Annotated in this window: 7 protein-coding genes; all 7 read left to right on the top strand. The window is 43.0% G+C overall.

The window, feature by feature from the left end; all coding sequences use genetic code 11:
• The first annotated feature begins 14 nt into the window (after positions 1-14).
• The 7 genes from prc to AC3CH4_RS08225 all read left to right on the top strand — a co-directional run bounded on the left by prc (position 15) and on the right by AC3CH4_RS08225 (position 13,423).
• Complete coding sequence (gene prc, locus AC3CH4_RS08255) at positions 15-2,009, top strand: carboxy terminal-processing peptidase (protein ID WP_065205174.1); 1,995 nt, start codon at positions 15-17, stop codon at positions 2,007-2,009.
• Between the two features lie 274 nt (positions 2,010-2,283).
• A complete protein-coding gene (locus tag AC3CH4_RS08250) occupies positions 2,284-2,970 on the top strand; it encodes a hypothetical protein (protein WP_054547714.1) in 687 nt (228 codons plus the stop codon).
• A gap of 218 nt (positions 2,971-3,188) precedes the next feature.
• Positions 3,189-5,795, top strand: a complete 2,607-nt coding sequence (gene pepN, locus AC3CH4_RS08245) for an aminopeptidase N (RefSeq protein ID WP_372244846.1) — start codon at positions 3,189-3,191, stop codon at positions 5,793-5,795.
• Positions 5,796-6,016: 221 nt separating this feature from the next.
• Positions 6,017-6,235, top strand: a complete 219-nt coding sequence (locus AC3CH4_RS08240; RefSeq protein ID WP_004733645.1) for a DUF2835 domain-containing protein — start codon at positions 6,017-6,019, stop codon at positions 6,233-6,235.
• A 228-nt stretch (positions 6,236-6,463) separates the two neighbouring features.
• On the top strand, positions 6,464-11,305 hold the full coding sequence (locus AC3CH4_RS08235; protein WP_102492077.1) for an NAD-glutamate dehydrogenase: 4,842 nt from the start codon (positions 6,464-6,466) through the stop codon (positions 11,303-11,305).
• Positions 11,306-11,658: 353 nt separating this feature from the next.
• On the top strand, positions 11,659-12,669 hold the full coding sequence (pyrD, locus tag AC3CH4_RS08230) for a quinone-dependent dihydroorotate dehydrogenase (RefSeq protein WP_017077215.1): 1,011 nt from the start codon (positions 11,659-11,661) through the stop codon (positions 12,667-12,669).
• A gap of 205 nt (positions 12,670-12,874) precedes the next feature.
• A complete protein-coding gene (locus AC3CH4_RS08225; RefSeq protein WP_004733648.1) occupies positions 12,875-13,423 on the top strand; it encodes a cell division protein ZapC in 549 nt (182 codons plus the stop codon).
• Positions 13,424-13,695: the final 272 nt, after the last annotated feature.

The following is a 13,695-nucleotide window of genomic DNA, read 5'->3' as shown; positions in this document are numbered from 1 at the left end:
AGATACTCCTACGCATGAAATGCCGTTCAAAATTGACACTGATTGCTGCTAGCTTTTGTCTAGCAGCTTCAGCTCAGGCTCTTGAAGCCAAATTAGATCAGGACGATTTACCTTTACTCGTTCCTGAGGCCCAACACGAAACTGCTAGTAAACGTGTTACTTCTCGATTTACTCGTTCTCACTATAAACACTTCAATCTCAACGATGATTTCTCTCAAGCTATCTTTAATCGTTATTTAGAGATGCTGGATTATAATCGTAATATCTTCACTCAAGCTGATATTGACTCTTTCTCCTCATCATCTGTTCAAATTGATGATCAGCTGAAAGCGGGTAATAACCAGATTGCTTTCGATGTTTATAATCTTTCTATGCAGAAGCGTTTTGAACGTTTTCAGTATGCGCTGTCTTTGCTAGACACTGAGATTAAGTTTGATACCGATGAAAGTATTGAGCTCAATCGCAATGAAGCGAAATGGCCAAAAGATATCGCCGAAGTGAATGAGCTTTGGAGGAAGCGTGTTAAATACGATGCGTTGAACCTAAAACTTACTGGTAAAGAATGGCCAGAGATTCAAGAAGTTTTGGAAAAGCGTTACAACAATGCGATGAAGCGTATCACGCAGTCGCATAATGAAGATGCTTTCCAAATCTACATGAACGCATTTGCGCGTGAAGTTGATCCTCACACCAGCTACCTTTCTCCAAGAAATGCAGAGCAATTCCAATCAGAGATGAATCTATCTCTAGAAGGTATTGGTGCTGTACTTCAGATGACTGACGACTACACCGTTATTCGATCTCTCGTTGCTGGTGGCCCTGCGTCAAACAGCAAACAATTGAGCGACGGCGATCGTATTGTTGGTGTTGGTCAAGATGGCGAAGAGATTGTTGATGTTATCGGCTGGCGTCTAGACGATGTAGTGCAATTAATCAAAGGACCGAAAGGGACCAAAGTTAAGCTACAGATCTTGCCAGATGGTAAAGATGCAAAAAGTCACGTTGTCACAATTGTACGCGATAAGATTCGTTTAGAAGACCGCGCTGTTAAATCAGAAGTTATCGAGAAAGATGGCAAGAAGATTGGTGTACTCGAAGTACCAAGTTTCTATGTTGGTCTTTCTAAAGATACAGACAAACTGATCACTGAGCTTAAAGGGCAAGGTGTTGAAGGTATTATTGTTGATCTGAGAAACAACGGTGGTGGTGCACTCACTGAAGCAACTGAACTCTCTGGTTTGTTTATCAAAGAGGGACCCGTTGTTCAGGTGCGTGATAGCTACGGTCGTGTCAAAGTGAACAGTGATACTGATGGCGAAATTAGTTACCAAGGCCCACTAACGGTATTGGTCAATCGCTACAGTGCTTCAGCCTCTGAGATCTTTGCGGCAGCGATGCAAGATTACGGTCGTGCAATCATTCTTGGCGAAAACTCTTTCGGCAAAGGAACGGTGCAACAACATCGCTCTTTGAATCATATCTATGATTTATTCGATAAAGAGTTGGGCTATGTTCAATACACAATCCAGAAATTCTATCGAATCAATGGTGGCAGTACGCAAAACAAAGGTGTAGTACCTGATATTGCTTACCCAACGCCAATTGATCCTGCTGATACCGGTGAAAGTGTTGAAGATAATGCTCTGCCTTGGGACAGTATTGATAAAGCAAATTATTCAGTGTTACAGCGTAACGATGAAGAAATAATTGCTTTGACTGCCCAACATCAAGCTCGCATTGCTACTGACATGGAATTCGGCTTTATTGCGCAAGATATTGAAAAATATAAGGCAGATAAAGACGATAACGACCTTTCTTTGAATGAAAAGGTACGTCAGCAAGAGAGCGATGATGCGGATACGCTTCGTCTAGATCGTATTAACCAACGTCAAAAGGCCGCTAAATTAGAGGCATTTAAAACGTTAGATGATATTCCTAAAGACTATGAAGCCCCGGATGCTTATCTTGATGAGTCTGTTGCTATCATGCTGGATATGATCAAGAAATAGAGCAAATACCTGTTAAAGGTGATTGTTTAAAGATGCACAATTTAAAAAGCGAGCCTAGGCTCGCTTTTTTTGTGTCTATGATTTGACAGGAATACCTGATTGTAACCGTTGAGATTGTCGCAAAGAACACTCAATACTCAGGGTCATTTAGCTCTATTTTGCATCGAATAATGACACTTAAGTTACTTTGCACTTAAAATTTAGTGACTTGGATCATATTTTTTCGCTTTCTATTCATTACGTGCCTAAGCTTAAAGAAAACGAGGGGGCGCGTATGAAATGGATTCTACTATTTTTATCTTGTTTAAGTTTTGTTGCTTTTGGGAGTGAGGTAGCTGCTTCGAGCGATCAACAATCAAAAAGTGATAGCAATCTATCTCATTTTGACCTTCCTCTGTTGCTTGGTGATTGGTATTTGATGAACCCAGATCCTGAGCAAGGTACTGAAAACTTTAGAGCAATCAAACTCACTCTCGATTCAAACTACTCTTTCTCTATTGATATTCAGAAGAAAGACTATAGTGTCGACCATTGGGAAGGTTTGTATAACGCCAATGAAGACACGATTATTTTGGGTTTAAATACTTCTGAGCCTCAGGTTTACGCTTACAGCAGTAATCACAATATGCTGAATCTTAACGGTGTGATGTTCACCAAAGCCTTGCCCAACGCCCTGGCGGGAATATGGTCAAGCGCAGAACTTTCCGGGAGCGATTTGCGTGCCAGTAACATTCAAAAAATGGATTTAGTGCTTCAACCTGACTTTATCTTCATGTTCCGAGTGTCTGATGAAGAAGGGGGGGAAGTCATTCGTCGTGGAGTGTATTACACCGAAGGCGACCAATTAGTACTGCTGTATGAAAATGGCGAACACGGTACTCGTTACACACTGAACAGTGATGTGTTGACGCTTCAAGGTGAAGAAGGAGACATGTTTGCGGTGCTCAATCGCATTCGTTAAGCACTATATCTTGCTGTTAAGTCGGGCTCGTTGATAATATGGTTCACAGTTCATTTCTTAGCCGTTCCTGTCTGATTTGATTGATAAAATAGTAAAACATGGAGGCATTTTCCTACAATGCCTCCTTTTTTCAATATTCCCCTTGTTTTATTGGCGCTCAACCTTTAGATATATACAGTTAAAAAATAATTACGTATAACGATCAAAAGGAACCCGTCATGGCACATACACCTCAAGCCAAGTATCGTAAAGATTATCAATCACCATCTCACACTATTTCTGAAATCGATCTTACTTTCGATTTGTACGATTCGGCGTCCATTATTACCGCTGTTTCTAGTGTTAAGCAGGAGAAAGAAAGCTCGACATTAGTACTTGATGGTGAAGGCTTGAAGTTGGTGTCTGTTCTGGTTGAAGGTACGGAGTGGACGCAGTACGAACAGTCTGAAACTCTACTTACTTTGAATTACCTTCCGAAAGAATTTACGCTAACGATCGTGACTGAAGTCGACCCTGAAGGAAACAGTGCACTTGAAGGCTTGTACAAATCGGGTGGTGCGTTCTGTACTCAATGTGAAGCTGAAGGTTTCCGCCGTATTACATATTACATGGACCGCCCAGATGTATTGGCGAAATTCACGACAACGGTTATCGCAGACAGAGCCGAAAATCCATTCCTACTCAGTAACGGTAACCGTGTAGACGAAGGCGAAGCTGAAAATGGTCGTCACTGGGTGAAATGGCAAGACCCACATCCAAAACCTGCGTATCTGTTTGCTTTAGTTGCGGGTGACTTCGATGTACTTCGTGACGCATACACCACACAATCTGGTCGCAATGTCGATCTAGAAATCTTTGTCGACAAAGGCAACCTCGACCGCGCAAACCACGCGATGGTTTCTTTGATTAACTCAATGAAGTGGGACGAAGAGCGTTTCAATCTTGAGTATGACTTAGACATCTACATGATCGTAGCCGTTGATTTCTTCAACATGGGTGCGATGGAAAACAAAGGCCTGAACGTATTCAACTCTAAGTTCGTTTTAGCAAATGACCAAACAGCAACTGATACAGATTACCTAGGTATAGAAGCGGTTATCGGTCACGAATATTTCCATAACTGGACTGGCAACCGAGTAACGTGTCGCGATTGGTTCCAGTTAAGCTTGAAAGAAGGTTTAACGGTATTCCGTGACCAAGAGTTCTCTTCTGATCTTGGCTCTCGCGCAGTTAACCGTATCAACAATGTTCGCATTATCCGCGGGCCACAATTCGCTGAAGATGCGAGCCCAATGTCTCACCCAATTCGCCCTGAAAAAGTGATAGAAATGAACAACTTCTACACGTTGACAGTATACGAAAAGGGCAGTGAAGTGATCAGAATGATCCACACACTGTTGGGTGAGGAAGGTTTCCAAAAAGGCATGAAGCTGTACTTTGAACGTCACGATGGCACGGCTGCAACATGTGAAGACTTCGTAGCGGCAATGGAAGATGCATCGGGCGTTGACCTGTCTCAGTTCCGTTTATGGTACAGCCAATCTGGTACGCCGACGCTTTCTGTTGAAAGCCATTACGATGCAGAGAAAGAAGAGTACACGTTAACGACTCGCCAAGTAACAGCGCCAACTCATGAGCAAACTGAAAAGCAGGCTCTGCATATTCCTCTAGATATCGAGCTATACACAGCGTCAGGTGAAGTGATTGAGTTACAATGTAACGGTCAGCCAGTTCACAATGTATTAGACGTGAAAGAAGCGGAACAAACGTTCGTGTTTGAAAACGTTTCAGAGCAACCAGTTCCATCTCTGCTGCGTGAGTTTTCTGCGCCAGTGAAACTTGAATACAATTATTCAGACGAAGAGCTGATCTTCTTGATGGTGAATGCTCGTAACGAATTCTCTCGTTGGGATGCAGGGCAAATGCTGCTAGCGAAATACATCCGTAGCAACGTAGATAACGTTCAGCAAGGTCAAAAGTTTGCACTTTCTTCTGAAGTCGTTGATGCATTCCGTGGTGTATTACTCAGCGATTCGTTAGAACCTGCGTTTATTGCAGAGATGCTTTCTCTACCAAGTCATAATGAAGTGTCTGGTTGGTATGAGCGTGTCGATATCGATGCGGTTGCATCTGTATTGAAAGCGATGAAAGTGACGCTAGCGAAAGAGCTCGAAGATGAACTTGCTGCGGTTTACCACAGTCACGCATTAACAGAATACACGATTGACCATGATTCAATTGGTAAGCGAACTCTGCGTAAAGTTTGTCTAAGTTACTTGGCTCATACTGAAAAGGGTGATGACTTGGTTGTCGCTATGTACCAGCAAGCAAACAACATGACAGACACAATGGCAGCAATGGGCGCGGCGAACATTGCACAACTCCCATGTCGTGAAACTTTAATGGCGGATTACAGCGACAAGTGGAAACATGATGGTCTTGTCATGGACAAATGGTTTGCTCTTCAAGGAACAAACCCAAGTTCAAATGCACTTGAGGTGATCAAGGCGTCTATGTCACACCAAGCATTCAGTTTGAAGAACCCGAACCGTACTCGCAACTTGGTTGGTTCGTTCTTAAATATGAACCCGGTCCAATTCCACAACAAGTCAGGACAAGGTTATGCGTTTGCTGGCGAGATCCTACGTGAGCTGAATAGCAGCAACCCGCAAGTGGCTTCGCGCTTGATTGACCCGCTGCTTAAGTTCCGTAAATATGATGATGAACGCCAAGCTCTAATCAAGAAAGAACTTGAGACGCTGAAGAACATGGACAACCTAGCGAATGACTTATTCGAGAAAGTGGCAAAAGCACTAGAGGCTTAAGCTCGCGCTCATTCACGTAACTGTTTGTTAATAAGCGGCTTGCTAACAAACGGTTTACTAATAACAAAAAGTCATCAGTGGTAGATAATATCTGCCACTGATTTTTTTGTTTCTGGGTTATCGAATTTTCGATAAGCTAGAGCAGTTTCAAGCTCAGTTGTACAGTCAGACATCGTTAAGTGCCAAAAAGTACTGGTACTGTATATTTACACAGGTATTGTATGAATCGCTATATTTTCCAACTTAACATCTCATATCAGCAGTTTTTGGCCAGCTATTCTGGTGCGGCAAGTAAAGTCCAAGTGATAACGACTACTGGATTACGCCTACAGTTACCTGCAACTCGGTTCAGACCTTTTCTTACACAAATAGGGGTTAGAGGGCAGTTTAGACTGACAACTGACCAAAAAAATAAGTTTATTAAGTTGGAAGCTCTGTAAACCTTGGCGTGCCTAGTGAGTTAAAAGGAATCTTAATCACATAATCAAACATTTCACCTCTTACCACCTCCAAAACAATTAACTATTTATCAATAATGCTTTTACAATAAATGAATGCATTACCTTTGCTTAACTCGTTAGTAGGAAAGAGCTCAACGGCTCAATTCAAACACTAGCTTAAGTAAGCCCCCTAATAATAAAATATAATTCTAATTGTGGAGTGTGACTATGACCGCACGTGAAACTGTGGTTCCAGTTTTACTTGAAAAAGTGTACAAACTGATTCAAGACAAACTTGACCTTGCTCATCGACCTCTCGTAACTCAACTTGCTCAACACTTGTTTAGTAACGTTTCTCACGACGACCTGACTCAGAGAAACGAATCCGATTTATACGGTGCTGTAGTTAGTTTATGGCATCACATCAATGAAAAGAAAGCCGACGAAATCTCTGTCCGTGTTTTTAACCCGACAGTAAGTCGCCAAGGCTGGCAATCTACTCACACTATCGTCGAGATAGTGGTACCAGATAGCCCATTCCTCGTTGATTCTGTAAAAATGGCATTAACTCGCCTCGACCTCTCTTCTCATCTTATGCTTCACAACCCAACACAAATCTCCCGTTCTGATAAGGGAAGTGTTGTTGGTGTCAGTAACAATGAAGGTGCATTCCAATCGCTTTTCCATATTGAGGTTGACCGTCTTAGTAGCAAAGCTGAAATGACAGCGCTTAAAACCGAGCTGCTGGATATCTTTACCGATACTGGCCTTGTTGTTAATGACTGGCTACAAATGGTAGAAAGACTTGAAGAAGTAACCAATCAAGTTGAACAGCAAAAAGAGACGATCCCAGTTGATAGCCAGCGTTTTGATGAAACTCTGGCGTTCCTTCGTTGGTTAGGCGAGCACAACTTTACGTTTATGGGCTACAAGGAATATGACCTTGTTTCTGTAAATGGCGACACGGAACTACAACCTACCAAGGAGCAAGGCCTTGGTTTGTTCGCAAATTCAGATCGTGTACGCAACGTTAAGCTGTCTGAGTTTTCTGACTCGGCACGCTTAGAAGCAAAAAAACCGTATGTATTGATCGTAACCAAGGGCAACACGGCTTCACGCATTCACCGCCCAGCTTACAATGATTACATCGGTATCAAGAAGTTTGATAAAAACGGCAAGGTTATTGGTGAGCACCGCTTTACGGGTCTTTACACTTCTGCCGTTTATAACCAAACCGTTGAAACCATTCCTCTAGTTCGCGAGAAAGTTGAGCGTATCTTAGATGCAAGTGGTTACCGTAAGGGTTCATACTCTTACAAAGCTCTGCACAACATTCTTGAAAACTACCCACGTGATGAACTGCTTCAAGCTCGAGAAGAGGAGTTACTCGAAGTGGGTACGGGTGTAGTACAAATGCAAGATCGCGACCTTCTGCGTTTGTTCGTTCGAAAAGACCCGTTTGGCCGTTTCTTCAGCTGTATGGTTTACGTAACAAAAGATCGTTACAACACCGAGCTTCGTCGTCAAACCCAGCGCATCTTGAAGCAATACTTCGGTTGTGAAGAAGAAGTCGAATTCACGACATACTTCTCTGAAAGCCCACTGGCAAGAACGCACTATATTGTTCGTGTTGATAACAACAACATGGATGTGGACGTGAAAACAATTGAGCAAAATTTAATGGAAGTATCGTCTACGTGGGATGACCGCCTGTCTGAATCAATCGTTGCTAACTTCGGTGAGAGCAAAGGTCTTCCATTATCGAAAGAATACATGCGTGCATTCCCACGTTCGTACAAAGAAGACATGATGCCTGGTTCTGCTGTTGCAGACATCGAGCGTCTAGAAGCACTGAGTGAAGATAACAAACTTGGCATGCTTTTCTACCGTCCTCAAGAAGAGGCGGCAGACTCTAAAGCCGTTCGTTTGAAACTGTTCTACCACAGTGATGAGCCGATTCACCTGTCTGATGTTATGCCAATGCTTGAAAACTTTGGCCTGCGCGTTATTGGTGAATCACCTTATGAAGTGCGCAAGACCAATGGGGTGACTTATTGGATCCTTGATTTCTCGATGCTGCACAAGAGTGACAAGACGATTGATCTTCGTGAAGCTCGCGATCTATTCCAACAAGCCTTTGCTGCGATTTGGGCGGGTGAGTTAGACAGCGATGGTTTCAACCGTTTGGTATTGGGTGCAGGTCTTTCTGGACGTGAAATCTCAATCTTACGTGCGTATGCGCGTTACATGCGCCAAGTTGGTTTCCCATTCAGCCAACAATACATTGAAGACACACTGTCTCATTACCCAGATCTAGCGAAAGGATTAGTGAGCTTATTCGGCAAGCGTTTTGATCCTAAATTGAAGGGCAGCGCGAAAGGCCAACAAGATCTTATTAAGAAGATCACTGAACAGTTGGATCATGTAGAAAGCTTGGATGATGATCGTATCATTCGTCGCTACATGGAAATGATCACAGCAACGCTTCGTACTAACTACTATCAGTTAGACGACAACAAACAGTCTAAACCTTGGTTGGCTCTGAAAATGAGACCAAGCGAGATTCCAGATATTCCAGCGCCGGTTCCTGCGTTTGAGATCTTTGTTTACGCACCAGACATTGAAGGTGTGCATCTACGTGGCGGTAAAGTCGCTCGTGGTGGTTTACGTTGGTCAGATCGCCAAGAGGATTTCCGTACTGAGATTCTAGGCCTAGTTAAAGCACAACAAGTTAAGAACACTGTAATTGTACCGGTTGGTGCAAAGGGTGGTTTCGTTTGTAAGCGTCAGCACATGATGTCTGGCCGTGATGAAATCTTCGCTGAAGGTCAACGTTGTTACAAGCGTTTCATTCGTGCGCTACTAGATGTATCAGACAACATTATTGAAGGTGAGGTTATCCCACCGAAGAGTGTTGTTCGTCACGATGAAGATGATCCGTACTTGGTTGTTGCTGCCGATAAAGGTACAGCAACGTTCTCAGATCTCGCAAACTCAGTATCTGATGAGTACAACTTCTGGTTAGGCGATGCGTTTGCCTCTGGTGGTTCTAACGGTTACGACCATAAAGCCATGGGTATCACGGCGAAAGGTGGTTGGGAATCTGTTAAGCGTCACTTCCGTGAAATGGGCATCAACTGTCAAACAACGGACTTCACTGCTATTGGTGTAGGTGATATGGCGGGCGATGTGTTTGGTAACGGCATGCTGTTGTCTAAGCATATTCGTATGCAAGCTGCGTTTAACCACATGCATATCTTCATCGATCCGAATCCAGAATCTGCCTCTAGCTGGGTAGAGCGTGAGCGCTTGTTTAATCTACCTCGCTCAAGCTGGGAAGATTACAACAAAGACCTGATTTCTCAAGGTGGTGGCATCTTCTCTCGTCGAGCGAAGTCTATCTCTCTGACACCTGAAATTCAGAAAATGCTGGGTACTAAGAAAGCATCAATGGCACCGAATGACTTGATCAAAGCGATCTTGTCTATGCAGGTTGATCTTCTTTGGAATGGCGGTATTGGTACTTACGTTAAGTCTTCAAACGAGACTCATACTGATGTTGGTGACCGTGCAAATGACGTGCTTCGTATCGATGGCCGTGACCTGAAAGCTAAGGTTGTTGGTGAAGGCGGTAACTTGGGTATGACTCAACTGGGTCGTATCGAATACGCGCTAACGGGTGGCCGCGTTAATACCGACTTCGTTGATAACGTTGGTGGTGTTGACTGTTCGGATAACGAAGTAAACATTAAGATCTTCTTGAATGGTTTAGTTTCTAACGGTGATCTAACCGTTAAGCAACGTAACCAAGTGCTTGAATCGATGGAAGATGAAGTGGGCGAAATCGTACTAGACGACGCATATTGCCAAGCTGAGTCTATTTCGGTTACTGAGCATCAAGGTGTTGGCTTAGTCAAAGAGCAAATCCGCTTCATCCATACTATGGAAAAAGCAGGATACTTGGATCGTGGTTTGGAATACATCCCAGACGACGAAACATTGCTTGAGCGTGAAAAGCAGGGCCAAGGCCTAACAAGACCAGAGCTTTCTGTACTTGTTGCTTACGGAAAAATGGTGCTTAAAGAAGATCTTGTTAGTGATGATATCGCTAATGATGAATTCCATGCTCAACAGCTTATGCAATACTTCCCAACAGCGTTACGTCGTAACTATTCTCAGCACATGGATAACCATCCACTACGCTCTGAAATTATTGCGACGGCACTGGCTAACCAAATGGTTAACGAAATGGGTTGTAACTTTGTTACTCGTCTGCAAGAAGAGACGGGTGCAAATATCGTTGATATTGCAAATGCTTACGCGGCATCACGTGAAATCTACGGTCTTGGCCATGTTCTGAAGAGCATCCGTGAACTGGATAATGTTTCAAGTTCTGAAGCTCAATATGAATTGATTTACCATGTTCGCCGTACACTTCGTCGCTTGGCTCGTTGGTTGCTAAGAAACCGTACCGGTAAACAGTCAGTGAAAGCACTGATTGAACTTTACCAAGGTGATGTTCTAACTATCACAGAGAAACTGGATGAAAACCTAGTGGCTTCTGAAGTAGAAGAGCATAACGCAATGGCACAGCTATGGATTGACCAAGGCGTAAACGCTGAGTTGGCTAATTCAGTTGCACGTTTGTCTAGCTTGTACTCGGCACTGGATATATCCACAGTGGCTCGTGAAACAGGTAAAACAGTACAACAAGCGTCCAAGCTTTACTTCAACCTTGGTGACCGCTTGTCTTTGCACTGGTTCTTGAAGCAAATCAATGGCCAAGCAGTAGACAACAACTGGCAAGCATTGGCACGTGCCGCATTCAGAGAAGATCTGGATTGGCAGCAACGTCAGTTAACTGGCCAAGTACTTAACTGCGGTTGTGCTTCAGATATTGATGTGATTAAAGCGCTTGATGATTGGATGGAAAGCAACTCGGTTTCTCTGCATCGTTGGGAAAGCATCTTGAACGAATTCAAAGTAGGTTCGGTTCATGAGTTTGCTAAGTTCTCAGTAGCACTACGTGAATTGATGCTACTGAATCTAAATTGCATGTCGACAGACTAGCGATTAGATAAAAACTAAAAGAAACAAGGGCAGGCCATTAGGTCTGCCTTTTTTGTTTGGCAGAACAGTGTTATTTGGCTGAATAGTCAATGACGTGTCCAATTATTTCGTTGAGTCACTTATACTCGGTCAAGTTAGCTTCTAATTGGTCGAGCTGGCTGATGCTCGTTACATAAATGATAGTCAAATGGACCATCCGTTGGAGGATACGGTAACGTTTGCTTAATAATAAACCTCTTTCGTTAGCAAACTCGATTATCTTACCCTTACAGACAGTAATAGATTGAATAGTTGGGTAAATAAGTAAATAATATCGCCCCGTTTACACGGCGCTTTTTTCTATCGGAGGCACAATGCTTTACCGTCTAGCCAGAACTGGCTTTTTCCAACTTGATGCCGAAAAGGCTCATGATCTTGCAATTCAAAATTTCAAACGCTTCACTGGCACACCTATTGATCTTTTGTATCGCCAACAATTACCTCACCGACCTGTAGAGTGCATGGGTCTTACTTTTAAAAACCCAGTTGGCCTTGCTGCCGGCCTAGACAAAAACGGCGAATGTATTGATGCATTTGGCGCAATGGGTTTTGGCTTTGTAGAAGTAGGGACTGTGACTCCTCGTCCACAAGCAGGTAATGACAAACCACGTTTGTTCCGTCTTGTTGAAGCCGAAGGTATTATCAATCGTATGGGTTTTAACAACCTAGGCGTAGATAACCTAATTGAGAATGTTAAGAAGTCGAACTATGACGGCATCTTAGGCATCAATATTGGTAAGAACAAAGACACGCCAATTGAAAAGGGCGCAGAAGATTACATTATCTGTATGGAGAAGGTTTACCAATACGCGGGTTACATTGCGGTAAATATCTCTTCACCAAATACTCCAGGACTTCGTTCGCTACAATATGGCGAAGCACTTGATGATCTGTTGTCTGAACTAAAAACCAAGCAATCTGAATTAGAAGCGAAGCATGGCAAATATGTCCCGCTTGCTCTTAAGATCGCGCCGGATCTAAGTGATGACGAAATCAGTCAGATTTGCGAATCATTGATCAAAAATAAGATCGACGGTGTGATCGCAACAAACACAACATTAGATCGCAGCATTGTTGAAGGCATGAAGCATTGCGATGAAGCGGGTGGCCTTAGTGGACGTCCGGTTCAATCTCGCAGTACTGAAGTTGTTCGTAAACTTCACGAAGAGCTGGGTGACCAATTACCGATCATCGGGGTAGGCGGTGTTGACTCTTACGTTGCTGCAAAAGAGAAAATGATGGCGGGCGCGAAGCTTGTACAAGTTTACTCTGGTTTCATCTACAAAGGTCCAGGCCTTGTAGGCGACATCGTCAAAAATCTATAGTTCGTAAAAACGATCTTAGTCCAAAGACTACAATCCGGCCTCGTCTTAATAAAAGAGACACTGTAACTCACTGAGTTGTAGAGAAAAGCAATAAGAAAGAGGAATTCATTTCCTCTTTTTTTTTGCCTATCGCACAGTAAAATTACTGTAATTGAAGGTAATTTTGCGTTTTACCTAATGGAATGGTTCAACAGTGTGAGACGAAATGATGCTTAAACCTAGCGATACATGGAGTTGGTATTACGATGAGCAGCAATGTTCATTGATGCTAAACCTCGGAGAGGATATGATTTTTAAAACGAATCTGGTCCGCAATAAGCTGGTGGACTGCGCTTTTAAAGATAATGAATTCACTGTTGATGATGCATCTTCCTACCAAACCTTCAAAGAACAAATTTCTGGCTTAGAACTGTCTGAGCCACGACAAGCTGAGCTTGCACTTTATTGTGTGGCTGCAAAGCGTTTCCATAAGCCTGTGCAGCCTAAAAGCTGGTTCTTCGACTCACAAGGCGCTGGCCATGAATATCCTCAAGAAGGGGATATTGTACAAATGAATAACGAGCATAGTCTTGGTTACTTCATTGTATTAGAAGTAGGAGAGTGTGCGAGCTTATGTGCATTTGTAGACTTAGAAGAGTTCCTGTTAACGCCTTCAAAAGGGTTACGCTTTGGAGACTCGATTAAAGTCATGCACGATAGAATGACTGACGCAAATGCCATCCTTCATCAAACGCATATTGCGATGGTGGGTTAATCTCTAATCTCTAACCTAGAGCATCACTAGAGCATTATTTCACCCAACCATCGCTACGAATAAACCTGTAATACCTTCCCCATAATCGGCTTAATAGCCGATTTTTTTGTGCCTAAAAAAGCCTATCTCAATAAATACGACGTAGTTCATTCATTTGAATGACGTTGTTCACTTATTTAATTTGTAAAAAACGTATCTTTTTTAACCTCAATTTCGACCGATTCTCTTATTATCGATGGTGGATTTCCTCTGTTTATTCCCTGTTTGGGGTC

The organism is Vibrio sp. QJM3NY_26 (assembly GCF_057786005.1).
Note: the sequence above shows the minus strand (reverse complement) of the source record. Positions and strands in the feature narration are given on the sequence as shown.

What these genes read in the sequence shown, in the direction of transcription:
- prc (WP_065205174.1), top strand. Translation starts at nt 15, where the DNA reads ATGAAATGCCGTTCAAAATTGACACTGATTGCTGCTAGCTTTTGTCTA.
- AC3CH4_RS08250 (WP_054547714.1), top strand. Translation starts at nt 2,284, where the DNA reads ATGAAATGGATTCTACTATTTTTATCTTGTTTAAGTTTTGTTGCTTTT.
- pepN (WP_372244846.1), top strand. Translation starts at nt 3,189, where the DNA reads ATGGCACATACACCTCAAGCCAAGTATCGTAAAGATTATCAATCACCA.
- AC3CH4_RS08240 (WP_004733645.1), top strand. Translation starts at nt 6,017, where the DNA reads ATGAATCGCTATATTTTCCAACTTAACATCTCATATCAGCAGTTTTTG.
- AC3CH4_RS08235 (WP_102492077.1), top strand. Translation starts at nt 6,464, where the DNA reads ATGACCGCACGTGAAACTGTGGTTCCAGTTTTACTTGAAAAAGTGTAC.
- pyrD (WP_017077215.1), top strand. Translation starts at nt 11,659, where the DNA reads ATGCTTTACCGTCTAGCCAGAACTGGCTTTTTCCAACTTGATGCCGAA.
- AC3CH4_RS08225 (WP_004733648.1), top strand. Translation starts at nt 12,875, where the DNA reads ATGATGCTTAAACCTAGCGATACATGGAGTTGGTATTACGATGAGCAG.